The organism is Paracnuella aquatica (assembly GCF_003332885.2).
Classification (GTDB): Bacteria; Bacteroidota; Bacteroidia; order Chitinophagales; family Chitinophagaceae; genus Flavisolibacter; species Flavisolibacter aquaticus.
In genome coordinates, this window is the sequence record NZ_QOWJ01000009.1 from 108,905 (window position 1) to 134,813 (window position 25,909).

23 protein-coding genes are annotated in these 25,909 nt (G+C 49.9%); 9 read left to right on the forward strand and 14 right to left on the reverse strand.

The features are described 5' to 3' along the window. Positions 1–98 precede the first annotated feature (98 nt). Positions 99–3,137: a tetratricopeptide repeat protein gene (locus tag DRJ53_RS13660; protein ID WP_114236211.1), complete on the reverse strand. Its 3,039-nt coding sequence runs from the start codon at positions 3,135–3,137 to the stop codon at positions 99–101. Positions 3,138–3,502: 365 nt separating this feature from the next. On the opposite strand from DRJ53_RS13660, the gene DRJ53_RS13665 reads away from it, so the two are divergent. From DRJ53_RS13665 to DRJ53_RS13675, 3 genes are all read left to right on the forward strand, one after another. Continuing rightward, positions 3,503–3,913, forward strand: coding sequence for a DoxX family protein (locus tag DRJ53_RS13665; RefSeq protein ID WP_114236212.1), 411 nt, complete (start codon positions 3,503–3,505; stop codon positions 3,911–3,913). 204 nt (positions 3,914–4,117) lie between these two features. Beyond that, positions 4,118–4,495, forward strand: coding sequence for a VOC family protein (locus DRJ53_RS13670; RefSeq protein WP_114236213.1), 378 nt, complete (start codon positions 4,118–4,120; stop codon positions 4,493–4,495). 178 nt (positions 4,496–4,673) lie between these two features. Beyond that, positions 4,674–5,564: a poly(ethylene terephthalate) hydrolase family protein gene (locus DRJ53_RS13675; protein WP_114236214.1), complete on the forward strand. Its 891-nt coding sequence runs from the start codon at positions 4,674–4,676 to the stop codon at positions 5,562–5,564. A gap of 366 nt (positions 5,565–5,930) precedes the next feature. Here the strand turns inward: DRJ53_RS13675 and DRJ53_RS13680 are convergent, their stop codons facing one another. Then, positions 5,931–6,359 (reverse strand): DUF6526 family protein, encoded by a 429-nt coding sequence (locus DRJ53_RS13680; protein WP_114236215.1) that lies wholly within the window; start codon positions 6,357–6,359, stop codon positions 5,931–5,933. Positions 6,360–6,452: 93 nt separating this feature from the next. Continuing rightward, positions 6,453–7,829 (reverse strand): D-alanyl-D-alanine carboxypeptidase/D-alanyl-D-alanine endopeptidase, encoded by a 1,377-nt coding sequence (gene dacB / locus DRJ53_RS13685; protein ID WP_114236216.1) that lies wholly within the window; start codon positions 7,827–7,829, stop codon positions 6,453–6,455. 46 nt (positions 7,830–7,875) lie between these two features. Here dacB and DRJ53_RS13690 point away from each other — a divergent pair, with 46 nt between their 5' ends. Together DRJ53_RS13690 and DRJ53_RS13700 are read left to right on the forward strand one after the other, a co-directional pair. Then, positions 7,876–9,132 carry a CinA family nicotinamide mononucleotide deamidase-related protein gene (locus DRJ53_RS13690; RefSeq protein WP_114236217.1) on the forward strand — a complete coding sequence of 419 codons (1,257 nt, stop codon included), beginning with the start codon at positions 7,876–7,878 and terminating at the stop codon, positions 9,130–9,132. A 280-nt stretch (positions 9,133–9,412) separates the two neighbouring features. Beyond that, positions 9,413–10,792, forward strand: coding sequence for a dihydrolipoamide acetyltransferase family protein (locus tag DRJ53_RS13700; protein ID WP_114236283.1), 1,380 nt, complete (start codon positions 9,413–9,415; stop codon positions 10,790–10,792). 109 nt (positions 10,793–10,901) lie between these two features. Here the strand turns inward: DRJ53_RS13700 and DRJ53_RS13705 are convergent, their stop codons facing one another. Next, positions 10,902–11,390, reverse strand: a complete 489-nt coding sequence (locus DRJ53_RS13705; RefSeq protein WP_114236219.1) for a SixA phosphatase family protein — start codon at positions 11,388–11,390, stop codon at positions 10,902–10,904. 90 nt (positions 11,391–11,480) lie between these two features. Between DRJ53_RS13705 and DRJ53_RS13710 the strand changes: the two genes are divergently transcribed. After that, positions 11,481–12,194 (forward strand): hypothetical protein, encoded by a 714-nt coding sequence (locus DRJ53_RS13710; protein WP_114236220.1) that lies wholly within the window; start codon positions 11,481–11,483, stop codon positions 12,192–12,194. Between the two features lie 45 nt (positions 12,195–12,239). On the opposite strand, the gene DRJ53_RS13715 is transcribed toward DRJ53_RS13710, so the two are convergent. The 6 genes from DRJ53_RS13715 to DRJ53_RS13740 form a co-directional block, all read right to left on the reverse strand. Further along, positions 12,240–13,127, reverse strand: coding sequence for a DMT family transporter (locus DRJ53_RS13715; RefSeq protein ID WP_114236284.1), 888 nt, complete (start codon positions 13,125–13,127; stop codon positions 12,240–12,242). A 48-nt stretch (positions 13,128–13,175) separates the two neighbouring features. Beyond that, a complete protein-coding gene (locus tag DRJ53_RS13720) occupies positions 13,176–14,870 on the reverse strand; it encodes a hypothetical protein (protein ID WP_114236221.1) in 1,695 nt (564 codons plus the stop codon). Beyond that, the gene (locus DRJ53_RS13725; protein ID WP_114236222.1) at positions 14,867–15,652 is read right to left on the reverse strand and encodes an ABC transporter ATP-binding protein; all 786 of its coding nucleotides are present in this window, start codon (positions 15,650–15,652) and stop codon (positions 14,867–14,869) included. The genes DRJ53_RS13720 and DRJ53_RS13725 overlap by 4 nt, the downstream gene beginning before the upstream one ends. A 399-nt stretch (positions 15,653–16,051) precedes the next feature. Next, on the reverse strand, positions 16,052–16,816 hold the full coding sequence (locus tag DRJ53_RS13730) for a polyprenol monophosphomannose synthase (protein WP_204743178.1): 765 nt from the start codon (positions 16,814–16,816) through the stop codon (positions 16,052–16,054). 15 nt (positions 16,817–16,831) lie between these two features. Then, on the reverse strand, positions 16,832–17,599 hold the full coding sequence (locus DRJ53_RS13735) for a 3'-5' exonuclease (protein ID WP_114236223.1): 768 nt from the start codon (positions 17,597–17,599) through the stop codon (positions 16,832–16,834). 267 nt (positions 17,600–17,866) lie between these two features. Further along, complete coding sequence (locus DRJ53_RS13740; protein WP_114236224.1) at positions 17,867–19,225, reverse strand: UDP-N-acetylmuramate--L-alanine ligase; 1,359 nt, start codon at positions 19,223–19,225, stop codon at positions 17,867–17,869. A 135-nt stretch (positions 19,226–19,360) separates the two neighbouring features. On the opposite strand from DRJ53_RS13740, the gene DRJ53_RS21795 reads away from it, so the two are divergent. Both DRJ53_RS21795 and ytxJ read left to right on the forward strand, forming a co-directional pair. Beyond that, positions 19,361–19,486, forward strand: a complete 126-nt coding sequence (locus tag DRJ53_RS21795; protein WP_262707868.1) for a hypothetical protein — start codon at positions 19,361–19,363, stop codon at positions 19,484–19,486. A gap of 17 nt (positions 19,487–19,503) precedes the next feature. Further along, positions 19,504–19,839 carry a bacillithiol system redox-active protein YtxJ gene (gene ytxJ / locus DRJ53_RS13750; RefSeq protein WP_114236226.1) on the forward strand — a complete coding sequence of 112 codons (336 nt, stop codon included), beginning with the start codon at positions 19,504–19,506 and terminating at the stop codon, positions 19,837–19,839. 627 nt (positions 19,840–20,466) lie between these two features. Here the strand turns inward: ytxJ and DRJ53_RS13755 are convergent. Together DRJ53_RS13755 and DRJ53_RS13760 are read right to left on the reverse strand one after the other, a co-directional pair. After that, positions 20,467–21,669 (reverse strand): trans-sulfuration enzyme family protein, encoded by a 1,203-nt coding sequence (locus DRJ53_RS13755; protein WP_114236227.1) that lies wholly within the window; start codon positions 21,667–21,669, stop codon positions 20,467–20,469. 61 nt (positions 21,670–21,730) lie between these two features. Beyond that, positions 21,731–22,165, reverse strand: coding sequence for an OsmC family protein (locus DRJ53_RS13760; protein WP_114236228.1), 435 nt, complete (start codon positions 22,163–22,165; stop codon positions 21,731–21,733). A gap of 61 nt (positions 22,166–22,226) precedes the next feature. Between DRJ53_RS13760 and metX the strand changes: the two genes are divergently transcribed. Next, on the forward strand, positions 22,227–23,249 hold the full coding sequence (gene metX / locus DRJ53_RS13765) for a homoserine O-acetyltransferase MetX (RefSeq protein WP_114236229.1): 1,023 nt from the start codon (positions 22,227–22,229) through the stop codon (positions 23,247–23,249). Between the two features lie 174 nt (positions 23,250–23,423). On the opposite strand, the gene DRJ53_RS13770 is transcribed toward metX, so the two are convergent. Next, positions 23,424–24,941 carry a TSUP family transporter gene (locus tag DRJ53_RS13770; protein WP_241558553.1) on the reverse strand — a complete coding sequence of 506 codons (1,518 nt, stop codon included), beginning with the start codon at positions 24,939–24,941 and terminating at the stop codon, positions 23,424–23,426. Between the two features lie 181 nt (positions 24,942–25,122). Next, on the reverse strand, positions 25,123–25,872 hold the full coding sequence (locus DRJ53_RS13775) for a DUF2490 domain-containing protein (RefSeq protein WP_114236230.1): 750 nt from the start codon (positions 25,870–25,872) through the stop codon (positions 25,123–25,125). Between the last annotated feature and the right edge of the window lie 37 nt (positions 25,873–25,909).

Consider the following 25,909-nt stretch of genomic DNA (forward strand, 5'->3'; position numbering starts at 1 on the left):
TTGGGCCTTAGTGGCGAAAAGGCTCAATAGCGGTGTGAACGTACAGGTGTGCGACGCAACAGGTGCTGATGGCAGCGCTGGTGTTGGCTACACAAATACTAACGTCCCGTGACCTTGCTGCCCGAAGCTTCTTCAGCGGTAACCTTGGTCAGTTTATCCTGCGCTTCGGCTTTGAGTTCGGCATTGAGGGTATTGTCCACAATGCTTTGGAACGTAGCCTTGGCGTTGAAATAATCTTTTTGCTTCCAGAAAATATCACCGAGCAGGATGTATGATTTAGTGACCCACCAGTCGTAAGAACCGGCTTTGTTGATCACTTCAAATGCGGCTTTCTCCGCATCTTCCAACCGGTTAATGCCAAAGTAGCTGGCAGCAATTTCATAGCGTGCTTCGGCGCCCAGTGCGGCTTTGTTCACCGACACTACCGTTTTGAAATTGTTGATGGCCACATCGTACTGGCCGGCAATTTGTGCGGCTTTGCCCACGGCCATTGCAGCCAGTGCTTTATCATCGGACGAAGCAGATTTTTGCGCCAGCAGTTCCTGTGCGTTGCTTTGCGCAGCGCTCCATTTTTTTAACTGGTACTGGCTGCGCAGCAAACCACGCATGGCTTCGAGACGTGCTTCCTGCGTGGCCGCAAAACCTTTGAGCTGCGTGTAAAAACGTTCGGCCTGCTCGTAATCTTTTACTTCAAAAAACGAGATGCGTGCAGCCTGCAACACGGCCCGCTCGGCAAACGCGTTGGGTGCCCGCTCGGCCACATAGCCATAAGCTTCCAGCGCATTGCGCCAGTCTTTGCGGGTGCCAAAAATTTCACCGCGATAGTATTGTGCATTGGTGGCGTAGTTGCCGGTGGCAAAACGCTGCAGGTAGTTGTTGAATGACTCCAAAGCTGCTGCGGCATTGCCGTTTTCGTATTGCAGTTCGGCGGCGGCAAATGTGAGTGAATCCTCCGCACTTACCGACAGCGGCTTGCCGGCTTCACGCATCACTTCGGCGTATTCGGCGGGGCGGCCGGTTTCCACAAAAATGGCTTTCAGGTTGTCCAATGCCGTTTCAGCTTCCGGCGAATTGGGATAATCGGAAATGACCTTGCGGTATTGCGTGATGGCCTCGGTGGCGTTATTGAGGTTGTATTGTGCAATGCCTTGCTTTAAATAAGCCTGCGGCTTGAGGCTGCTATTGCCGCCGGCACGGGCAATGGTCTGCAGAAAAGGAATGGCTTCGCGAAATTGCTCGTTGCCAAGGTATGTGTTCGCGATTTCCATGTTCGCATCCATCACCAGCGGCGATTGCGGAAACTTGCGAATCAGTGTATTGAGGTTGCTGATCTTTTCGTTGCTGCTGTTGATGCCGGCGATCATTGCTTTTTGGAACGTAGCGTAATCTTCGGCGGCCCATGAGTAGCGGATCACATTGTCGTACATGGTGCGTGCCTGCGCATAGCTGCGGTTCATGTAATAGGCATCGGCAGTACGTACATATGCATCCTGCGTAACGGGATCGGAATTGAGCGATACGTTGCGCGACAGCGGTTCAAAAAATGTTTGTGCTACCGGGTAGTTTTGTTTGCGGTAATACGCATAACCGAGGTTATACTTTGCATTATTCGCTGTTGCCTCACCGTTAGCTGGTGCGCCCGCATTAAGGTACGCGTTGTAATAACGAATGGCATCGTCGGTGCGGCCCGAACGGTAAGCCAGTTCGCCTTTCCAGAAGTTGACAAAAGGCAGCACAGGTGCGTTATTTGGATCGCGCAGCGCTTTATCCAGCAAAGCTTCGGCTTCTACTAATGCACCATCATTGATCAACTCGGTGGCGCGGCCATAAAGGATGCGCGGATACACCCGCTTCGCATTTTGCGATGGATATTTCAACCCTTCGATCAGTGTCAATGCACCGCGGTAGTTATTGGTGTTGGCAAGCGCACCAACCAGCAAGTCGGTGGCTTCTTCGCGATAATCAGATGCGGGATAATCTTGTATAAATGCTTCGAGGCTGCGCAGCGCTTCATCCTGGTAGCCCAGCTCGTAAGAAAGCTTTGCGTAGTTGAACCGCGAAATTTCGCGTTGCTGTGGGTTGCTGTTGTTGGAGGCGCCAAACAGGAATGCGTTCCGTGCATTGGCACGTTGGCCTGTTTTTAAATAAGCATCGCCCAGCAGGTACATAGCATGCTGCGATAGTGAATCTTCTTTTCCGCTCAATTGCTTGAAGCCTTCAATGGCTTTGGGCATCTGGCCCGCCTGGTAATAAGCATACGACAATTCATACAGGTCTTCGCGGCGCACTTTCTTCGACTTCGCCACATAATCATCGAGGTAAGGCGCGGCCTGTGCATATTGTTTTTGCTCAAACAGCGCATGGCCTAACAGCTGCTTTAGCTCCAGGTCGTAAAACTGTGTTTTGCCGGCTTTTAATTTTGCCTGCGCATATTCCACTGCTTCTTTTTTACGGCCCTGCACGTAATAGATCTGCGCTATATAAAAAGGCACAATGCCTTCGTAAGCCGGGTGGTTCTCCACTACGCGAAAACTTTCCAGCGCATCGCTGTATTGTTTATCGCGGAAGGCGATGAAGCCGTAGTAATAGTTGGCGTCCATGTAATTTGGATCGTCCTTTACCTGGCGAATGGAGTTGAGCAGCGGCTTTGCCTTATCAAATTGTTGCAGGGTAAAATAAGCATAGCCCTGGTGAAATTTGGCGTCGGCAATTTCGCGGTTGCTCAGGTTGGCAATGTTGGCACCTTCGTAAAAAGTAAGCGCCTCGGTAAACTCCTGTTTGCGAAACAGGTATTCGGCCAGGTGATAGTTCATCATCTGCACCCGCGGATTGTTTCGGGTAACCTCGATATAGCTGCGGGCTGCCGGCTCTGCCCCGCCTTCATTTTGCTTGAGGGCACATACTAAGGTGTAATAATCTACTTCCTGCGCCTGGATGGGTAGGTCGGGCCGAACGCCGTCTTTCAGGTTTGCCTGTAATTCTTTCAGTATGGGATAAGCGAGGTTGTATTGCCCTTTTTGAAAAAATTCTTTTGCCAGCGAAAAGCGCTGCTGCGGATCGTTATGCTGAAACGTTTGCTGCGCCTGCGCCGTCGAAAGCATCAGGCTAAGGGAAAGAGGCAAAAAATATCGCTTCATGGTTGGTACTGCTTTGGGGTGCTTACTGTCATTTGATCCACCAAGACACCAAGAGTAAAAGACACACTAAGAAAATTCTTTGTGAAACTTAGCGCCTTCGTCTCTTTGTGGTTCAAAAATCCGGACTTCCGAAACTGGAATAAACGGCGTAAATATTCAAATTATTATAAGGCGGGCCAAATGAGGTATGACCAGTGGCCTATATTTAACAAGGTTGCAGGCAATAATAAAAAACATATTTGAACAGCAGGGGTTGTGCACAAGTGGACCAAACCTGTGCCCTGCGCCGTTTACGCGGTGTGCACTTTGTAACGGTTGTGCCTATTCAACTTTTCTGTAACATTGCCCCTCCAAAGAAAAAAACTATGAAAAGACTGTTCAGCACCCGCGTCTCAGATGGTGCTTTTTCATTTGCCATGCTGCTGTTGCGCCTGGGTGCCGGGTCGCTGATGATGGTGAACCACGGCCTGGATAAGCTGATGCACTTTGCCGACAAGGCCTCGCGTTTTGCCGATCCGTTTGGTGTGGGTTCCACCACGTCGCTGTCGCTGGTGGTGTTTGCCGAATTTTTCTGCGCCGTATTTATTATCCTGGGCTTGTTTACTCGCCTGGCGGCTATTCCGCTGGTGGTTGCCATGTCGGTAGCCCTCTTTTATGCGCATAAAGGCCAGATGTTTGGCGATGGCGAAATGTCGGCGGTTTACCTCACTGCGTTTCTGACCATCTTATTTGCTGGCCCGGGCAATATTAGTTTGGATAAGTTTATTGGTAAATAAAAAAATTGACCTCTGATTAAAAGCCCGCAACTTTTCGTTGCGGGCTTTTTTATTTAACCAGCATTCACTTTGCCTGCTGGCAACAACATTTTATTGTTTTAAAAAAGAATTTGAAGTCGGAGGAATTGAAAACTCAAACAGTTACTTTCAATAAGCATTCTCAATGCTTACTAAATAACCTTCCCAAACCTTTTCAACATAGCCATGAAAAAAGTAACCGGCATCGGCGGCGTTTTCTTTAAATGCAAAGACCCTAAAAAAATGACGGAATGGTACCAACAGCATTTGGGTTTGAGCACCAATCCTTACGGTGCCACCTTCGAGTGGTACGAAGATGCAGCGGGCGAAAAACCGGCACAAACACAATGGACACCTTTCCCGGAAACGAGCACATACTTCGAGCCCTCATCGAAGGACTTTATGATCAATTACCGCGTGGAAAATCTGGAAGCGTTGGTGGCCATGTTGCGGGAAGAAGGCGTTACCATTTTGGATGCCATTGAAACCTATGACTACGGCAAGTTTGTGCACATACTCGATGCCGAGGGAAATAAGGTGCAATTGTGGGAGCCAATTGATTAGTATTAACCATTATTAACCCAGCCGCCGTTTCATTACTTAAACGAAAAAGATAATTTCAATTTTTGTTTGATCACATGGCTGTAATTGCAGCTCGTTTGCCCGAAATTTTTCTGTTATCACACCGGCAGTTCAACCAAAATGATAACGACCAACACAACACTCACTACAAACATTTCATATGAAACGCTTCCCCATTCCTCTTGCGTTATTATTACTTACTGCATCGCTGCAAAGCTTTTCCCAAACTGCCGCCTCCCGTGTGGTAGAGGCCGGTGGCACAGGTAAATACAGCGCACTTATGCTCACCGAAACTTCGTTGCCTACACACACAGTGTTTCGCCCCAAAGACCTGGCGCCATTTGGCAGTAAGGAAAAACTGCCGGTGATTGCCTGGGGCAACGGCGCCTGCGCCAACTCACCGTGGGAGCATGTCAACTTTTTAAATGAAGTAGCCTCGCATGGCTTCTTGGTGATTGCCATTGGTCCCATGCCTGCCGAGTCGGGCGAACGGGTTCGGTCTTCTTCCAAATCTTCTATGTTGACCGATGCCATTGACTGGGCCATTGCGCAAAATGCGGACAAGAACAGCCCGTATTATGGCAAAATTGATGTGTCGAAAATTGGAGTTAGCGGCATGTCGTGCGGCGGTTTACAAACGCTTGAAGTTGCTGCCGACCCTAGGATCACTACCATTGGCGTATTCAACAGCGGCGTGCTGCCCACGCCTGGTGCAGGCATGCCCGGTATGCCTGCCGTTACTAAAGAGCAGTTGAAAAAAATTCACACACCTACCCTGTACCTGCTGGGTGGCCCATCTGATATTGCTTACAACAACGGCATGGACGATTTCAAGCAGATCAACCATGTGCCAGTGTTTGTTGCCAACATGGATGTAGGCCATGGCGGCACTTACGCCAAACCATATGGCGGCGAGTTTGCCAAAGCAGCCACTGCCTGGTACAAATGGCAATTGAAAGGCGATAAGGATGCGGCCAAAATGTTTACCGGCAACACACCGGGCCTGGCACAATCATCGGGTTGGACAACGGATCGGAAAAATTTGCAGTGAGGTGATGGAAGAAAGATAGAAGACGATAGATTTTAGATATTAGATTATCATTTAAAAAGCCAGCACTCGTTTTAGTGCCGGCTTTTTGTTTTGGCAAAGTTGTGTTGACTGTAAGCGTTTGAAATTTTCTATTAGTTAAACGACTTCACGCCATAAGCCGATTTCATGCCTTGTTTCGACATCTCCGTTGGTCAGAGGATTTTTTTATGAAACAGCCGTTTATTTTTTTGCTAATACTTGGCGTTACAGGGGATGCCGAAACTAGTTCGGCATGACAACCGAGAGAACGCCGGCTGTATATTGTAGCCAAGGAGGCAGACAATAGTTTATACTTCTTGTATTGGGTCATCGCAATGAAATGCCCTGCTACACCCGGTGTGTATCAGCACGCCAGTGCTGTACGCGTTGCTTGATCTCTTTTGGACCTAAGCCCTTTTCCGCCGCTTCTCTTGCCAATTGGGGTAGTTCTGCATCCGATGCAAAACGAAGGGCAATGATCTGGCCCAATGTAAGCCTTGGATCAACAGGCTTGCCGGTGAGGATGAAATGACGCAATGATTCTTCCGCCCTGATTGCCCGATCCTGTGCTTTCAGCGCAAACATGCGGCCGTGCAGATGATTACCTACTAATATAAGAGCAACCAGCACCAGCAGCGATGCTTCATAAACATTGTCTTCCGATGTGTTGAGCAGGTTGCGTACTGCGCCGATGATGAGGGCCAGCAGTGCAATGTTTACCAGCACATGAAATGAAAAGACATACCGTGTGTGGTTTTTGAAGTTTTGTTGCGCCACAGTTGTAGAATTTATGGTTTAATGATGGTGATGACTTGACTGTTTTGTTTTATTTCGCTAACATTTTGAAGATACAGGATCAGCGTATCATGATTATTTTAACTCGTTCAGCACCGCATACATTTTTTGCACAATGCCTGAAGCAGCACCGTTGTAGTTGTTGATGAGAATGGAAAACGCATAAGTGGTACCGCTCTTTGCCGTGTGGTAACCGGCAAAACCCTTTACGCCACCAATGGTTCCGCTTTTCATTTTCATACCATTATACACAGGCAGCGACGCAAAAAAACCGGGATACCAGGCTTGTTTTTTTGCAAACAACAACACCGCCACCTGCGCCCTGGTGGTTACCCGGTTGGCCGGCGAAAGTCCCGATCCGTCTGCAATATTCAACTCGGTTTGCGGTATGCTTTGCGCCTTCCAAAAATCTTTTACTACCGTCACCGCATCTTCCGTGCTGGCTTTTTTTCCTTTTTGCAGCGCTATTGTTTTCAATAGCGCCTCGCCATACAGGTTAATGCTTTTTTGATTGAACCAATAAATGATGCTGTCCAATGAGGGCGACAGTTCTTCATGCAAAACGTTGCCTGCAGGCAACCCTTCTTCCAGCACCAGTGCCGGTTCGGCGGGCAATTGTGCGGTGTTGCGCAGCGCTTCAGAAAGGGTTTCAGTAAACTGGTGCATCGGGTTGGGCATGGCCCCTGATACTTTAAACTGCTGCTCCCCTACCGGTATGGTTCCCCTTATCACACCTTCGCGGCTCATTACCGGCAGGTAAATCAGTGTGCGGTCGCCGGTGCCTTTTGCCGCACTGCGCACCTGCGATTGCAACGAAAAATCATACAGTTTAGGAACTGTGCCAGCCACCTGCACAGCATCGCCCACGGCATTGCCCGACTGCAGCAGCACATCATATTGGTTTTCGCGCCAATTGAGTCCATAAGCACCGGCACCGTAATAATTGCCCATGTCTTCCCAGGTCCAGCCGCCTGGTATGGCTTCTTCGTTCCAGCCTTTGTGGTACACCATGATGTTGGCTAACTGCCCTGCACCGCTGTTGCGCACCGCCGTTGCAATACGCTGTACCACTGCGGCTTCGGCAGTGCTTTTCCAGCGCCAGCTACCCAGCGTGGGATCGCCGGAAGGCTGTATGGCCAGCGTGTTGGCTGCGCCATTTTTGATCAAAGCAAATTGGGTGCGGTACCGGAAATCGCGGCCCAGCAAAGCATATGCGGTGGCACTGGTAATGAGTTTTTGTGTAGATGCCGGCGCCATGCCCACGCTGCTGTTGTGGGTAAAAACGGCTTTGCCGGTGGCGGCATCAGCCACGTAAACGGAGAGCATGGCCTGCTGCATCTGCGGGTCGGATTCGAGTTTCTGCACGGCTTTTTGCAACGCTGCAGAAACATTTTGCGCACTGCTTGTTATTACACACAACAGGCAGAGCGAAAGTGCAAAAAATGGTTTCATACTGTTTGGTACCTTGCGCTAAAATTAACCCTTCCTGCACAACACGATGAAAGAAGTAGCTGCGGCCATCATTACCATTGGCGACGAACTCCTGATTGGGCAAACCATTGATACCAACAGCGCCCATATTGCACAGGAACTAAACAAGATCGGTATTTGGGTAAAACGCAGGATTGCCATTGGCGATGATGCGGCGGAAATTGCAACCGCCTTGCAGGAGCAAAGCCGCGACTACAATGTGATCATCATTACCGGTGGCCTGGGCCCTACTGCAGATGATATTACTAAACCCACGCTATGTGCTTATTTCAACGCCATGCTGCGGGTGGATGAAGGCGCCCTGCAAAATGTGACCGACATTTTTACACGGCTGGGCCGCCCCCTCACCGACCGCAACCGAAAGCAGGCCGAAGTGCCCGATGTATGCACCGTGCTGCCCAACCTGCGGGGCACCGCGCCGGGCATGTGGTTCGAAAAAGATGGCGTGGTGTACGTGTCGCTGCCGGGTGTGCCGCATGAAATGGTGGGTTTGATGCAAAGCAGCGTGATTCCCAAGCTGCAAGCCTATTTTACCATGCCTGCCATCCTGCACCGCAGCCTGCTTACATCGGGCAAAGGCGAAAGTGAAGTGGCGGAAATACTGGAAGATTTTGAAACCCGTTTACCCGCACATATTAAGCTGGCTTACCTGCCGTCGCTGGGTATGGTAAAATTGCGGCTCACCGCAAAAGGCAACAACGAACAGGCATTAACCAACGAAATAGAACAGCAGTTTACGGCATTGCAGCAACTGTTGCAACCCTGGCTGGTGGCAACGGAAGATATACCGATGCAACAGGTGTTGCTCAACCTGCTTAAAGAACGGGGCAAAACAATGGCCACCGCGGAAAGCTGCACGGGCGGCTATATTGCCCATTTAATTACATCCATTCCCGGCTCCTCATCAGTGTTTTTGGGCAGCGTAGTAAGCTATGCCAATTCAGCAAAAGAAGCCCTGCTTTCTGTTGACCCACACACACTGGAAGCTGTTGGTGCCGTTAGTGAAGAAACGGTACGCCAGATGGCTTTGGGCGCCCTGCAACAATTTGGCTGCGATTATGCAGTAGCCACATCAGGCATAATGGGCCCCGATGGCGGCACCGCCGAGAAACCGGTGGGCACCGTGTGGGTAGCTGCCGGCAGCAAGGCGCAGATCCGTACCCGCTTATTCAAGTTTCGGTACGGCCGCAAACAAAACATTGAGCTGGCCGCTACCAATGCACTCAACTTTTTGCGGCAACTGGTGATTGAGGAAATTGGTTAGTGTTTAATTAAAAATTAAAAAGTCAAAAGTCAAAAGGAATACCGCTGTTAAAGGGTTCTTCTTTTTGACTTTTTAATTTTGACTTTTGTTTTTCAATCCTTTCCCACCTTAAAACCGCCCCACCTGAAATGGTTTCTGGCCCTTTGCTTATTTTTGACCGCTTATTATAGAGAAATGGTGCGGCGGAAAACTGGTGTTGAGTAATTACGCAACCACCGTCAATGCTGCACCAGTACATTGTTCACATACTTAACGATTGCTTACTTAAACAAAAATGATTATGGCTACAGTGGACCTGGTGATGCCGAAAATGGGCGAAAGCATTATGGAAGCGACCATTTTAAAATGGCATAAACAACCCGGCGACCCGGTAAAGATGGATGAAACAGTTTTGGATATTGCCACCGACAAAGTGGACAGCGAAGTGCCGTCTACTGCCGAAGGTGTCATTGCTGAATTATTGTTTGGCGTGAACGATGTGGTGCCCATTGGCAGCGTTATTGCCCGCATCCGCACCGGCGCCGAAGAAGCCAGTGCACCCGCACCACAAGCAGTACAGGAAATAGCTTCGGAAGACGTATACAGCGGCGAAGATGAAGAAGCCGCTGCCGCCGTGCCTTATGTACCTGCAGCAGTAACCACTGCGGCTCTTGCCGCCGGCAACGCCAACCGTTTTTACTCGCCGCTGGTGCTCAACATTGCAGCGCAGGAAGGTGTGAGCATGTCGGACCTGGAGCGCATACCCGGCACCGGCAGTGAAGGCCGCGTTACCAAGAAAGATATTTTGCAATATGTGCAGCAGAAAAAAGACGGCAAACCTGCCACGCAGCCCGCACCTGCACAGCAAACAGGGCCAGCGCAACAACCTGCACGCCACCCGCAGCCGGCCGTGATCATGGAGCAAAAACCCAAGGCCGAAGAGCAGGGTTTGCAACGTACACAATACAACGGCAACGTGGAGATTGTGGAAATGGACCGCATGCGCCGCTTGATTGCCGATCATATGGTGCGCAGCAAACATACCAGCCCGCACGTTACTTCTTTTACCGAAGCCGATGTAACCAACATGGTGCAGTGGCGCGAAAAAGTAAAGAAGGAATTTGACCGCCGCGAAGGCACCAAGCTTACATTTACTCCGCTGTTCATTGAAGCTATTGTGCGGTGTATTAAAAAGTTCCCGTTGATTAATTCATCGCTGGACGGTAACAACATTGTTGTAAAAAAAGACATCAACATAGGCATGGCAACGGCACTGCCCAGCGGCAACCTGATCGTGCCCGTTATCCGCAATGCAGACCAGCTAAACCTAGTAGGATTGGCCAAGCAGGTAAACAATTTGGCTGATGCGGCACGCAACAACAAACTGAAACCCGAAGACATTGCGGACGGCACATTTACCATGACCAACGTTGGCACTTTTGGCTCGCTGATGGGTACGCCCATCATCAACCAACCGCAGGTGGCCATATTGGCCGTAGGCGCCATTAAAAAGCGGCCCGTGGTGTTGGAAACGCCACACGGCGACAGCATTGCCATCCGCCACATGATGTACCTTTCCATGAGCTATGATCACCGCATTGTGGACGGCAGCCTGGGCGCAACGTTCCTCACGCAAGTGGGCAAAGAGTTGGAGAACTTTAATCCTGCTCGTGAATGGTAGTGAGGAGTTGACAGTTTATAGGCGACAGTCGGAAAAGAAATTTTCTAAAACCATAAAAGATAAAGCCCGGAGTTGATCCGGGCTTTATCTTTTATGGTAACGGTGTGGGTTAGTTGCCAAAGCGTTTCTTTTCCAATTGTGCTTTGTCGCCTTTTATTTTCAGTAAAAAAAGATCGCCGTATTGGCTGTCGGGTAAATCTTGCAGCAATTGTTTTCCGGCGAGGCCGTTGATGATGTCGTCTACTGTATTGGAATGGCCCACTACCAGTACCGGCGCACCTTTATGCTTGCGCAATTGCGGTAAAAAGCGGGCATCGGTTGGATTGTAAATTTGTATGGCCACGCCGGTTTCGTTGCTCAGCGGCCTGGCCGTGCCGGTGGTGCGGTGTGTGGGTGTTGAATAAATTGTACCGATCTTTTTGTCTTTCAGCGCATCTTTCAGCGCTATGGCCCTTTGTGCACCGGCCGCCGACAGTGGCACATCTGTTGTCATGGCATCACCGGCCGCCGCATCTTTTTCGGCGTGGCGTACAACATAAAATTGCGTGGTAGCGCAGGATGTAAACAGGAGTGAAAGCATCAAAACAGGTATCCGCATAATCTCAAATTTTTAACAAGGTACGCCGCAGCCGCAAAATGGGCTGTCGGCAGATTTTATTAAATTAGGTTACAAATAAAATGCGAGGCAATGAAACAATTATCCGAAACCTGGTTTGCAGAAGGATTTATTGATTTTGAGCAAAAAAAATATACCCTGCTGGCCTACCTGCAACAGGTAAGCACCTGTTTCAACGAAAACAAACTGTACCCCCAACTTTCGGACCTGATCTTTCATTACAATAACCTCAATGCCTTCCGCGAAAACAAACGTTTTCTGCAGGAGCAGTTTCCAAAGAAAGTAACGGGTTTGCAGCTCGAAAAATTGCAATTGCTGTATGAACAAATGATTGAAGACAACGAAATAATGCAGGAGCTGGAAAGCATCATCAATTTTTCGGCAAATAAGATGAAGACCACCATCAGCAGCGGCGCCGAGATCTATGATTTTGTGGAAGACAAAATCACCATCACACCTGTTGGCCTGGTGCCGCTGGATGTACAGGAAGGATATTTCTTTTTGAGTGCCGGCAAAACCCGCGACACACGTGTGTACCACTACCGGCTTTCTATTTTTGAAAAACACAATGAACGTTTCCGCAGCATTAAAACGGCATTTATCCAAAACGAAATGCGGTCGCTGGCCAGTACCTATGAAAACATGAAGCAGCAACTGATTCGCTACCAAAGCCAGTTGCCCAACCCTGCAGTGTACAGCATCGAAACGGAATACAGTTTTCCCATTGAAGAAACGCTGTTGCCGGTGGCAAAAAGAAGCCTGGTGAAGTATATAGCAACGGCCTGATGCGAGGCAAATGATGGAACGCGGCAGTCTAAAGTTTGCCTATTGCTACTTATTACGGGTACGGCTACCCGAAAATGGCTGCAGCAGCCGCCACATATGCAGGGCCACGGCCAGTGCAATCAGCAAAAAACCCAGATAGAACCAGTTACTCAGGTGTTCATTTTCCTGGTAAATAGCAAATGCCAGCACAATACCGTACAAAGGCTCCAGTGTTAGCGTCAGGTTCATGGTAAATGCGGAAATATGCTTAAGCGACCGGATGTAGAGGAAAAAAGTAAAAATGGTGCACACCCAACCCAGCACCAGCAGCCAAAGCCAGTCCCATGTAGAAGGTAGCATGCTCCCCTCCGACCATTGCAACAGCAAGGGCAACAATAGCGTCAACCCAACAAAGCCACCTGAGAGTTGGTATAATGTGATTTGCTGTGGTGTGTACTCCCTTACAATTTTTTTATTAAGCACCGAAACCAACACGGTAAGCAGCGCCGACACCAGCCCAATGATGATACCCCAGGAAAACTGCAAGTGTGTATTGTAAATAACGAGTATGCCGGCAATGGCAAAAAATCCCAGCAGTATTTCGCTGCGCTGAAATTTGTGTTTTAAAATGATGGGCTCTATCAATGATGATAAAAAAGCAGTAGTGGACAAACAGGTAAGGGCAATAGTAACGTTGGCCAGCTTAATGCTTCCATAAAACGTAACCCAATGCAGGGCCTGCACCAACCCAATTCCGCCAATGACCAACATGTACCGAAAGGGCAACCGGGTGATCTTATTTTGCACGGCAAAAAGCACCCATAGGGAAACAGCCGTGACCATCAGGCGGTACCAAACCAGCAAGGTTGCATCGAGTGAAATGGCACGCCCCAACACACCGGTAAAACCCCACAAAAACACGGCAACATGCAACTGCAACAACGCCTTTTTCATGGCCGCAAAGGTAAACGCCAAACCACCATACGCAGGCCGGAAAAGACATTATACATCGGCCCTTTTGATTTTATCCCAGCTGATATTGGCTATGCTGTTCACCACCGTCCAGGTAGCAGCGGCCGAAAGCAGCAGGCAGATCAATATCACCGGCAAATTTGAGTACAGCAAATAATGACCCGCACCGAGCAGGCCCGTAAACAGCAATACCATTATGGACCGCAATACATTGACGCCGCGATTCTGTGTTTGCTGCGGCACCGAAAAAGGAAATTCCCTTTGATTAACATACACCAGCACTGCGCCAATGAGCAGTTGATTAGCCAAGCCAAGCAGGATGTTGGGAATCATGAGCGGACCGGCAAAAACGGTTCCCACCAAAAAAATAAGCAATGCCAGCGGCAGGTAAAATTTAGCCACCAGCGCTTTGAAACCACCCACGATCAGCGGCCCCGGCTGGTGCAGCGGCGTGGCATAAAACACCCACGAAGCTTTCCATTTATCGGAAAACTTCATTTGCCCTAGTGCCACAACCAACACATAAGTGCCAAAATACAAAACCGAAAGCACCAGTGCTTTACCCCGGTCGTTGAAGGCCGAAAAGTTGTTTTTAGATAAAGCCCGGAACAAAGTGATGCCTGCAAACACCAGCAGGTAACCAATGGCGGGCAGCACCTGCATGCGAAAGTCGCGGCTGCGGCCGCTCATTTTCCAGGCAAATAAAAAACCGGCACGCTGCAAACCCTGGGGCGTTAATATACGGGCAATCTTTTCCGCAAGCCCCGATGGATGACCTGCAGACGTTTTATTCGAAACTGGGGTTTCCGCATTTCGGTTAGCCGACAACGTTAGCTGCTGAATGAATGCCCCAGCCAGGTACCGCACCACAACCCAAATGGCCAGCAACGGAATAAAAAGCCCTAGAGCTAACCCTGCCTTTTCCCAGCCGGCCAGCGGTGCATGCAGCACCTGCCACACCGACGCAAACCAAAATGGCGGCAGCAGCGGCGCAAACCAATAGTTTCCAACCTGCAGGTTCAGCCCATCGAACCTGTTCATCAGTGCAGGCACTACCTGGTAACTGGCGTATATGCCAATGGCCATACCAATTTGCACATAGCTGATGATGGCCTGAAAGCGTTGCGGCGACACCATGCGCATGAAAACGAGGTAAAGCGCATTGATAAAAAATATAGAAAACAAAATAAGCAACACTACGGGCACCAGAAACCACAAGGCCATGCCAACGCCATAATTATAACCAATGTAAACAACACCCGGCAGGCTCATGGGCAACACCAGCTTGGTGAGGTGAATGAGTATGTGCAGCAGCCGTGCCGTTAAAAAAGTAGCATCGTTTACAGGCCTGGTCAATATGATTGTATTGTCCCGCACATCTAGCAGCACCGATGTAAAATCGGCAATGAGCATGGAAGACAACAATACAAAAAACATGAAAAAATAGATCGTCAATTGGGTTACCACATCCTGCCCCAGTGCAAATGCCGACAGGTATAAAAGGCCCATAATAGCGCTCATGAACATGGCGCCCAGTGTTGCCGCTTTGGCAGGTTTACTTGCACCTTTTCGCTGCAATTGCTGCATGGTATTGGGTGTGCGGTCGTCGAGGGTAAGCTTGGTTGCCAAAATGGTTTTTACCAACACCACATCGGCTCCCATACGGCGGTAGAGTGGCGCTGGCAGCAGCACGGCCTGCATCAGCCATTTGTTGAGGAGGTTCATAGGGCGTTATTGTTTTCAAAAGCCCGCAGCAGTTCGTCGGCCGAAGAGCCTGGCTGCTGATGCTTAGTAAGCGAAGAAAAGATCTGCTCCAGATGCTGCTGGCCCATGCGTTGTTGCAGGTTGGCAAAAGTATCATCGGCCACCACAGTGCCTTCGGATATCAGCACAATGCGGTCGCTTACTTTTTCCACCACATCCATCATATGGCTGCAATAAAAAATGGTTTTGCCTTCCCGCGCCAGCCGGCTGATCAACTCTTTTACCAAAATAACGCTGTTGGCATCGAGGCCGCTGAGTGGCTCATCGAAAATGATGATGCCGGGGTTGTGGAGGATGCCGGAAATAAGCAGCACTTTTTGGCGCATGCCTTTGCTGAACGAATCCATGCGCTGGTGCAAGTTGTCCCGCAACCCAAAGGCTTCCACCATTCGTTGGATGCGGGTTTCATAAACCGATGGCTCCATGCCTTGCAGCGTAGCCACAAATTCAAGGTATTCCCAAGGCGTGAGCACTTCGTATAAATCGGCCAGTTCAGGCACATAGCCCACCAGTTTTTTCACGGCCAGCGGATCGGCTTTTACCTCCACACCTGCCACCTGCACTTGGCCGGTATAATCGGTGAGCAGGCCGCACAATATTTTTACCGTGGTGCTTTTGCCGGCGCCGTTCGGGCCAATGTAGCCTATAACCTGTCCGGGAAAAATATCGAGGTTGATATCGTGGAGCACCTGCTTGGTGCCGTACGATTTATTTACTTGCTTCAGGCTGATGATGGGTTCCATAGCAGTTGTTTGGAGGGTGACCTGTTGTTGATTTCAATGGAATGAAATTAAGGTTTCTGCCGGGCTGGCAATGCTTTGGGTAGAAAAGTGGGGCGGCAACTTGTCAATGCGGCCCTTACTTTTTTTGCAGGTGCTTGTTCATTGCCTGTCACCCTGAGCGCAGCGAAGGATCTGAGCTTTCACCTGAATGAAGTGCTGATAAAGTGCCCGCTCCTTGTTCCTTAATCACTGCATTGTGCAGGCTCAGATGCTTCGCTGCGCTCAGCATGACAAAGCGCGGTATGGTTAAATTTGAAAAAGGGAAAAGTTGGGGCACATATCGAAGCATCAAGTAAAAACCACCAAACATTTTGGCATAAAAAATGGCCGCTCAACAAGAGCGGCCAGCTATTTCTTTGCTTATCGTTCGGCAGGAATTGCCGGTGCTGTTTTTACCCGCCGGCGGTAATTGGTAAACAGGCTGTACCAGCGCAGCTTCAGCACGCCCAGTACGCCTTCCTTAATGATGCCCTTATTCATTTTCGACTCGCCGTACTTGCGGTCTTCAAACTGAATGGGCACTTCTTTGATTTTAAAACCCAATTTCCATGCGGCAAACTTCATTTCGATCTGGAAGGCATAACCTACAAAATGGATCTCGTCGAAATTGATGCTTTCGAGCACTTCCTTTTTATAGCACATAAAACCCGCCGTCGGGTCGTTGATGGGCATCCAGGTAATGAGGCGGGTGTAAATGGAACCGCCTTTGGACAGCGCAATGCGGTCCCAAGGCCAGTTCACTACTTTGCCCTGAGGCACATACCTCGAGCCAACGGCAACATCAGCGCCGCCGCGTTTGCAGGCGTCGTACAATTTGGGTAGGTCAATGGGGCGGTGCGAAAAATCGGCATCCATTTCAAAAATAAAACGGTAGCCGCGGCTGATGCCCCATTTAAAACCATGAATATATGCGGTGCCCAGGCCCAGTTTGCCGCGGCGCTCCTCCAGGTGCAGAAAGCCGGGATACACGCTTTGCAAATGGCGCACAATATCGGCGGTGCCGTCCGGCGATCCATCGTCGATCACCAGCACATGAAAATCCTGTTGCAGCTCAAACACCGCTTTCAGAATCGATGCAATATTTTCCTTTTCGTTAAACGTAGGAATGATAACTAGCTTCTCCACCAGCAACCGGGATTATTATTTTTTCAACATTGAGCGGGTATAGATCTCCGTCAGCTTTTGCTTGGTGTTCATGGGGAATTCGCCGCGCATCATCCAATCGTAATACTGCGGCTCGGCTTTCAGCACATCGGCCACTGCGCGGCCTTTGTGTTTTCCGAAATTAAATATTTCCACGCCTTTTTCGTCATAAACAAAACGGCGGGCAAAGTCAATGAGGTTGTCCTCTCCCACTACTTTCAAAATAGAGTCGAGGGTATTGCCCAATTGCGGGTAACGCTGCAGTTGCGCATCCAGGATTTCGGCGGTAGCCGTGGCATCTACTTCGGCGCTGTGTGCGTTTTCCAGCGATTTGTTGCAGTAAAATTTATACGCCGCCGACAAGGTACGCTGCTCCATGTGGTGGAAGATCTTTTGCACATCCACCAGCTTGCGGCTTTTCATGTCGAACTCCACGCCGGCGCGGATAAACTCCTCCACCAGCAGCGGGATATCGAGGCGGTAGGCATTGTAGCAGGCAATATCGCAGCCGTCGAGGAACTGTTTGATCTCGGCAGCCGCTTGTTTGAACGTGGGTGCGTCTTTCACCATCTCGTCGCTGATGCCGTGGATGTCCACAATATTTTGCGGAATGGGCATCATCGGGTTCAGCAGCTTGCGCTTTACTTTCCGGGTTCCGTCCGCCAGGTTTTTGATCATGGCAATTTCCACGATGCGGTCGGTAGCCGGGTTGGAGCCCGTGGCTTCAATGTCGATAAATGCGATCGGTTTGGTAAGTTGTAGCATGACCCGTGTTTCTTAAAAGGCCGTAAAGGTAAAGCTTTGCGGTACTATGCGGCAATATTAGCCAAATATCGAATGGAGCAGCGGGGTTTGGGGTTTAAAGTTTAAGGTTTAAGGTTGGGTAAACGGTGCCATGTATTCAATATGTTTTATCGGTTCAAGTTGTTCAATGAGTTTAAACCGTTCGATTCATTTTAAACTCCATTTCTTTAAACCAGCTGGAACAAATTGAACACATTGAACCATTTGAACATCTTTAAACCTTAAACCTTAAACTTTAAACTTCTCAGCAAACGCTGCCACATCCAGCCCGTCGTAATTTCCGGAGCTCATGAGCAGCACTACGCTGTTGGCAAATTGTTGCGTTTGCAGCCAGGCTTCAATCTCCGCACGGGTGTTTACCACCTGCAGGCCGTTTTTGCCAAAACCTGCTACCACTGCGTTCTTCGGCAGCGGCGGCATGCGTTTCAGTTCCAGCGCATGGTGGCTGTAAAAAACAGCGGCCTCATCGGCACCGTCCAGTGCGCCGCGGTACTCCTGCATAAACTGTTCGTTCAGGCTGCTGAATGTGTGCAGTTCCAGCAAGGCAATGATTTTGCGGCCGGGAAACTGTTGCCTTGCGGCATCCACCGTGGCTTTTACTTTCGAAGGTGCATGGGCAAAATCGCGGTACACAACCGTCTCCTCATTTTGCGCCAGCAGCTCCAATCTTTTTGCAGCACCGGTAAACGAGCTCATGGCCGCAACAAATTGTTCGGCATCTACGCCCAACTGGCGGCATACATGCCAGGCAGCGTGCAGGTTCAGCAGGTTGTGGGCGCCAAATACTTTCAGCTCGCCACGAGCACCCGCTATTTCAATGGTGGTTTTGCCGCCAGCAATTTCGTGGCGCGGCACGCCGTAGGGCATGTACACAATATCGTCGCGGCGGTGCTCATCCACCAACGCAGCCAGTGTTTCGTCGGTTTCGTTGTACACCAGGGAGCCCCCGGGTTCTATTTTGTCCAGGAAAATGCGGAACTGGTCGAGGTAATTTTCAAAAGTGGGAAACACGTTGATGTGGTCCCATGCAATGCCGGTGAGCACCGCAATATGGGGAAACAGGAAATGAAATTTGGGGCGCTTTTCAAGCGTGCTGGCCGGGTACTCGTCGCCTTCGCACACAATTACCGGCGCATCGGTAATGTTTACCGACTGGTCGAAACCCTCCAGCCGTGCACCCACCAGGTAATCGAAGGGCAGGCCCGACTGGCGCAGCACGTGCATGATCATCGAGGTGGTGGTGGTTTTGCCGTGGCTGCCGCCCACTATAACCCGTTGTTTTTCACGGCTTTCCTGGAAAATATACTCCGGGAATGAATAAATGGGCAGGCCTAGCTCCGTGGCTTTCTGCAGTTCGGGGTTATCCGCCTTTGCATGCATGCCCAGGATCACGGCATCCAGTTGCGGGTGAATGTAACCGGCGTTCCAGCCCATGTTTGCCGGCAGCAGCCCTTCGCGTTCCAGCGCGGTGCGGGAGGGTTCAAATATCTCGTCGTCCGAGCCGGTAATCTGGTATCCTTTTCGCTTTAGCGCTATTGCCAGCTGGTGCATCACGCTGCCGCCAATGGAGATGAAGTGCAGTTTCATGAGGGGAAAAACTTATGTATTCGCCGGTGTTTCCCAAAAAGCGGCTGCGCCAAATGGAACCACCTGAGCAATATTTATATATTTGTTTAAAATAATCCGGCAAAATAAACCGTTTTGCCACAAATCCCTTTGTAAATGAAAAGTAAATTATTGGCCTTTGCATTGCTCACCATTACCGTAATTTCGCTGTCCTCCTGTGCAGCCAGCCGCAGCAAATATGGCTGCCCCATGGCACAGAGCACCGGCAAGTTTAAAGGGTAAAAAATATTTCTGCTGTTATGCATTGGATCCATCTTACTGAAGACGAACAACTGGCGCAGATCGCCACCAGATCACACGAGCGGCCACAGGTCATTTTCAAGCACAGCACCCGCTGTTCCATTTCCTCGGTGGCTCTGCAGCGCCTGCAAAAGGTGGCGCAGCCCACGGACGTGGATTTTTATTACCTCGACCTGATTGCCTACCGGCACCTGAGCAACAAGGTGGCGGAGTTGTTCAAAGTGCACCACGAGTCGCCGCAAGTGCTGGTGATCCGCAATGGCGAATGTGTGTACGACGAAAGCCACCTCGGCATTTCGATGGACGAAATCATGGAGCAGGCAAAGGCAGCGTAACCGCTGATTTTTAGCGGCGAACGCACCCCAACTTTTTAGACAGCTACTCTTATCGGAGTGGCTGTTTTAGTTTTTATGTAACTGGCACTTGGATCATTATTAGGCTGCTGTTGCGTCGCACACTTGCACGTTCTGTATCGCTATTGGGCTTTAATCATGCACCTGTAATAAACTGCTGCCTTTTATTACCTGTCATGCCGAACCTGTTTCGGCATCTCCGACATCTCGCGGTGTTTGCAAATGCACAAGGGATGCCGAATGGAGCTCGGCATGACAGACACTGCTTGTAATCAATGTCCTCCACTACAACTGGCATGATATTCTTGGCTCACAATGCATTTTGCCTTCCAATCACGCTTCCCGCTTGTCATCCTGAGCGCAGCGAAGGATCCGAGCTTTGCACCAGGACGAACGTTGAATTAATGGCGAGCCTACTTTTTCAACACTATATTCTGCAACCATAAAATTTAGATGCTTCGCTGCGCTCAGCATGACAGCCAAAGACTGAGCACGACCAACAAAGAGGCTGCATTAAAAGAAAAAAGCCACAAAGGGCTCAACCTTCGTGGCTTTTAATTTTATCAATTGCTATCAAGAAAAAGCGCTGCTAAAAGAACCTTTCGCCACTCAAGCAGAAAGCCCATCTAACGCCTGCACAATATCCTGCACAATATCATCCGCATATTCCAGCCCTACCGAAATACGGATCAGTCCCGGCGTGATGTTTACTTCCAACCTTTCGGCTTCGGTCAGCTTTGCATGCGTGGTACTGGCCGGGTGTGATGCAATGGACCGCGCATCGCCTAGGTTAGCAGTAAGCGACAGCACTTTCAGGCTGTTCAAAAAACTCCTGCCCGCTTCGATGCCGCCAGCGAGCTCAAAACATACAATGCCGCCCCCGTTATGCATTTGCCGCGTGGCAATTTCGTATTGCGGATGCGAAGGCAGGAAAGGATATTTTACCCAACGCAACGCCGGGTGGCCCTCCAGCGCTTTGGCCAGGTGCAGCGCATTGGCTGCGTGGCGCTCCATGCGCAGGTGCAGTGTATCGAGGCTTTTACTCAGTACCCATGCATTAAAAGGCGACATAGCCGGGCCGGTACTGCGGCAAAACGCATAAATTTCTTTGATGAGGTCGGGGCGGCCCACCACCACGCCACCCAGTACACGGCCCTGCCCGTCCATCCATTTGGTAGCAGAATGAATGACCAGATCGGCGCCATATTCAATGGGCCGTTGCCCAATGGGTGTGGCAAAACAGTTGTCCACGTTGAGCAGCACGCCGCGCCGCTTGGCTATCTGCGCCACCAGCTGCAGGTCCACAATATCCAGCCCGGGGTTGGTCGGCGTTTCCAGGTAAATCATCTTCGTATTGGGCCTAATGGCTGCCTCCCATTCTTCTGCCGTAGCATCAGCTGCCACATAAGAAGTTTCGATGCCGTATTTGGGCAAAAACTTGGTAATGACTGTATGTGTTGAGCCAAACACAGCCTGGCAGGAAAGCAGGTGATCGCCGGATTTCATCAGCGCCATGAACGAAGCAAAAATGGCACTCATCCCGGATGCCGTTGCAAAGCCTGATGCGGCACCTTCCAGCACGCATACTTTGTCAACAAACTCCTGCACCGACGGGTTGGAAAAACGGGTGTAGATATTATCATCGGTTTCATCGGCAAACGCGGCCCGCATGTCTTCCGCATTATCGAAGCAAAACGAAGAAGTTAGGAACATCGGCGACGAGTGCTCCATTTGCTGCGTACGGGGCGCATGGGTTCGGATGGCTTGCGTGGTGGGATGAAGGTGCTGTCCTTCGTTTTGTGTTTCGTTCATCGTAATGTTTTCGTTTGTTGTTGCACAAAAAATGTGGCGCAAACAATCGTTGTATTTCTTGTTAAACCGCTGCCAACGGGGCAACGTTTACCTCCCAAGTAATAGTGGCTCCTGCCCTGCGCAGCGTTTCGGCCACCGAGCAATATTTGTCGATGGAAAGCTGGCAGGCACGTTCGGCTTTGCCTGCGTCCACATCGCCTTTTATTTCAAAAACCACATGCACTTTTTTCCACAACGAAGGCTCCACGCCTGCTTCCCGTTCGCCGCTGATGTGCATGGTAAATGCATCGATCTGCTGACGCTGCTTTTTTAAAATAGAAACAATGTCGATGCCGCTGCAGCCGCCCATTGCCATTAATAATAATTGCATGGGCCGCACACCTGCATCGCCGCCACCGTTTTCCGAAGATGAGTCGGTAAGCACGGCATGACCGGCTGCGTCTTTTGCTTCAAATCCATAATCGCCACTTGTGCGTTCCAATGTGATGCGTATCATCGCTATATTTTTTTTCAAAAGTAAGCCTGCAGGAGTTTACTTTGGGGCCAGAATGGAGCGGATGAATGCTTTTCACTACAAAGGCCCTTTTCAACTGGAACGTGGCGACCAGCTTACCGGAATCACCATTGCGTACCACACTTACGGCACCCTCAACAACGAGGGCAGCAACGTGGTGTGGATCTGTCATGCACTTACGGCCAACTCCGATGCTGCCGACTGGTGGCCCGGCATGATTGGCCCCGGGCTGCCGCTGGATACAAACAAGTATTTCATTGTTTGCGCCAACATTCTTGGCTCCTGTTATGGCTCTACCGGTCCGCTAAGTACCAACCCGCAAACCCGCACGCCTTACTATCTCGATTTTCCTTTTTTTACCATCCGAGACATGCTTGCGGCGCATATACTGCTCCGTAAGCACCTTGGCATTGAACAAATACATTTACTCATTGGCGGTTCAATTGGCGGCTACCAGGCGCTTGAATGGAGCCTTACCGAACCCGACCGCATCGGCCGCATGTTTTTGCTGGCTACATCGCCGGCTGAAAGTGCCTGGGGCATTGCCATACATACCACGCAACGCATGGCCATTGAAGCCGACGGTACCTGGGGACAGCCCCATGCCGATGCCGGTGCGAAAGGCCTGGCTACGGCCCGTGCCATTGGCATCCTTACCTATCGCAACTATGCCATCATGGTGGCCAAACAATCCGATGGCGATGCGCAACGGGTTGATGATTTTAGGGCATCTTCATACATGCGCTACCAGGGTAAAAAATTGGTAAACCGGTTCAATGCCTACAGCTATTACCTGCTCAGCAAAGCCATGGACACCCACAATATTGCCCGTGGCAGAACGGAAACCATTGCCGATGCGTTGCAACTTATTTCCGCACCTACACTCATCATCGGTGTGAGCAGCGATATTCTTTGTCCCGTGCAAGAGCAACAGATCATGGCTGCCAATATTCCCAACGCTACTTATATTGAAATTGATTCGGCTTACGGCCACGATGGCTTTTTAGTAGAAACACCGACCATTGCGCAGCATTTGTTGCAGTGGCTTGGGAAGGATGATAGATGAAGGATGGTGGATGATAGTTGATAGTTCTGAGTATTTGGGATGATAAGCTCAATTCAGGTAACAATCTCACTACACAATACAATCACTTTTTTGCTTTTTGTATAAAATAAAAAACATCCTCCTAAAAATCCTTCGTGTATCTTCCTTTCCTTCGTGCCTTCGTGGCTCAAATCCCTACAAAAATGCTTTGATCAAAATACGTAGGCTCCAGATGATGACCATGGCACCAACGCCGATGAACATGGTTTTCATGGGCAGTTTACCAGCGAGGCGTGCCGCCAAAGGTGCACCCAGCATACCGCCTAAGATCAATCCCACAATTACCTGCCAGTGGCTTAGTCCCAGCATCCCGAAAAACGTAAGTGCAGAAGCCAGCGTTACAAAAAACTCGGTGATACTAACAGAGCCAATCACAAAACGCGGTGTCCGTCCTTTTGAGATGAGCGTACTGGTAACCAGCGGTCCCCAGCCACCACCGCCAAACGAATCGAGAAAACCACCGGCGCCAGCCAGCCAGCCCACACGTTTAACCTTTTGCGGTTTTTGCTTTTTCTTAAATGCAGTAAACAAGATGCGGATGCCCAGTATCAGCGTGTAAGCTGCCAGTATGGGGCGGATGATATCAGCGTATTGATCGCCGTAAACAGAAAGCAGGTAAGCGCCGACAACCGCACCGATGATGCCGGGAATAAGCAGGGCACGAAACAGCTTTTTATTGACGTTACCAAACTTGTAATGGCTATAGCCCGATACACCGCTTGAAAACATTTCAGCGGTGTGAATGGATCCGCTGATGGCAGGAAGATTGACACCCATGGAAAGCAGCACCGTAGTACAAGTGACGCCGTAACCCATACCCAGTGCGCCATCAATCAATTGTGCTACAAAGCCGGTGAGTATGAGGTAATAAAATTGCTTTTCAATTTTGATCTCGCTGATGGCTGTGCCCCATTCACGCAGTGGCATGTAGGACAAGAGCAAATGCCCGACGATCATAAATAAAAACGCAAAGAGAAAATAGGTTGCAATGCGTTTCCATTTGCGTTCGCTGCTGGCGGCCACTTCTTCTTTTTGCGTGGAAAGTACCGAAGTGATCTCGTTCAACTTGTGCACCTTTTCAGTAAAATCGCCCTTCAGCCGATGGCGTATCGACTGCATGTTATCGAGCACCTGGTCCAGTTCGGAAGGCAGCGTTTCTTCTAAAGTTTCCTTGATGCGTTTGGCAATGGTTGGCGATTTCCCGTTGGTGGAAATGGCCACCTTCAGGTTCCCTTTTTTTACAACAGAAGACAAATAAAAATCGCAGAGTTCTGGTTTGTCGGCCACATTTACCAATATGCCGCGGCTCTTGATCTCCGCAGCAATGGCCTCACTGATCACAGCATCGTTGATGCCTACAATGGCAAGGTCAATGTCATCCGCATCTGAAGGAGTGAACGGCTGCTCCCAGATTTGAATGTTGTTGTGTTTCGCGGCCAGTGCTTTTATTTCATCACTCACCGTAGTGCCCACCAGACGGATGGATGTGGCAGGTGCGTTTTGCAACACAGCGGTCAGTTTTTCCATACCCACATAACCGCCGCCCACAATGAGCAGCCGTAATTGCTCCAGTTTCAAAAAAACCGGGAACAGGTGATTGGTTGCCGAGCCTTCTTTTTTAATGGCCTTAGTTTTCGATTCCGCTTCTTTCACAGTTATAAAAAATGAGTGATGAAATGTTGCCCAGTTCCAGCTACAACCGCTTTACTATGGCCATTATGTTCAAATATTAGTCCACAAAAATAGTAGAATACACCAAATACGAACGTTTCTTTCGAAAATCTTCACAATCCTGACTGCACGGCGCTGCAAAGATTTGCGCAGTTATCCCCTATTATTTCGTCTCACTTCTCCTACGTAAATCCAGGTTGTGCGTGTAAAAAATCCGTGCAACATGACTTTGGCGGTATTTATTGCCTGCGGCCTGTTGCTGAAAAATATGCATATAACCCGCCTGTATAAACGAAGCCTTACCTGTTTGCCACTGCACCCCGGCAATGATCCGGTTCTGGTCAAACGTGTTGTACACAACTTCTTTTCCGAAATTTAGCATCGCTTCGTCTGCCACCATCAAAGCCAATGTACCCGGTGCATACAACCTTTTACTCAACGGATAAAGCAATTGCCACTGTGCCCTAAAGCGCCAGTTGAAATTATATCCCGGCAATGCTTCGCCCCTGCTGCCCATATGCTGCCGCCAGCGCTCCTCCGTCCTGATGCGGTTTTGCAGCCGCAGCTTTGGCCCGTTGTTCATCCACAAAATCTGCTGGTACAAGCGGTGCTCCGGCCTTGCATCCTGCGGGTGGCTTTCGCCGGCGAAGTAATGAAAATGCGCATAACCGGCGGTGGCCTGGGTGCGGTCGTTGAAAAAATAAGTGGCGCCTGCACGCAGCAACCACAAGTTATTTCCCTGCACCCAATTGTTGACCGTTCGAAAATGTACATCTGCAATGGCACCCCATTTTTCGGTTAGGCGTACCTGTTGTATATAGCCCAGCCAGGTCTGCTCCGATGTGGTTACATCTTTTTGTGCGCCGCACTGCAACACAACTAACAACGCAAAAAATGTAATGCCCCTTTTCATAACAAAAACCAATGGCAATGCGGGGCATTGCCATTGG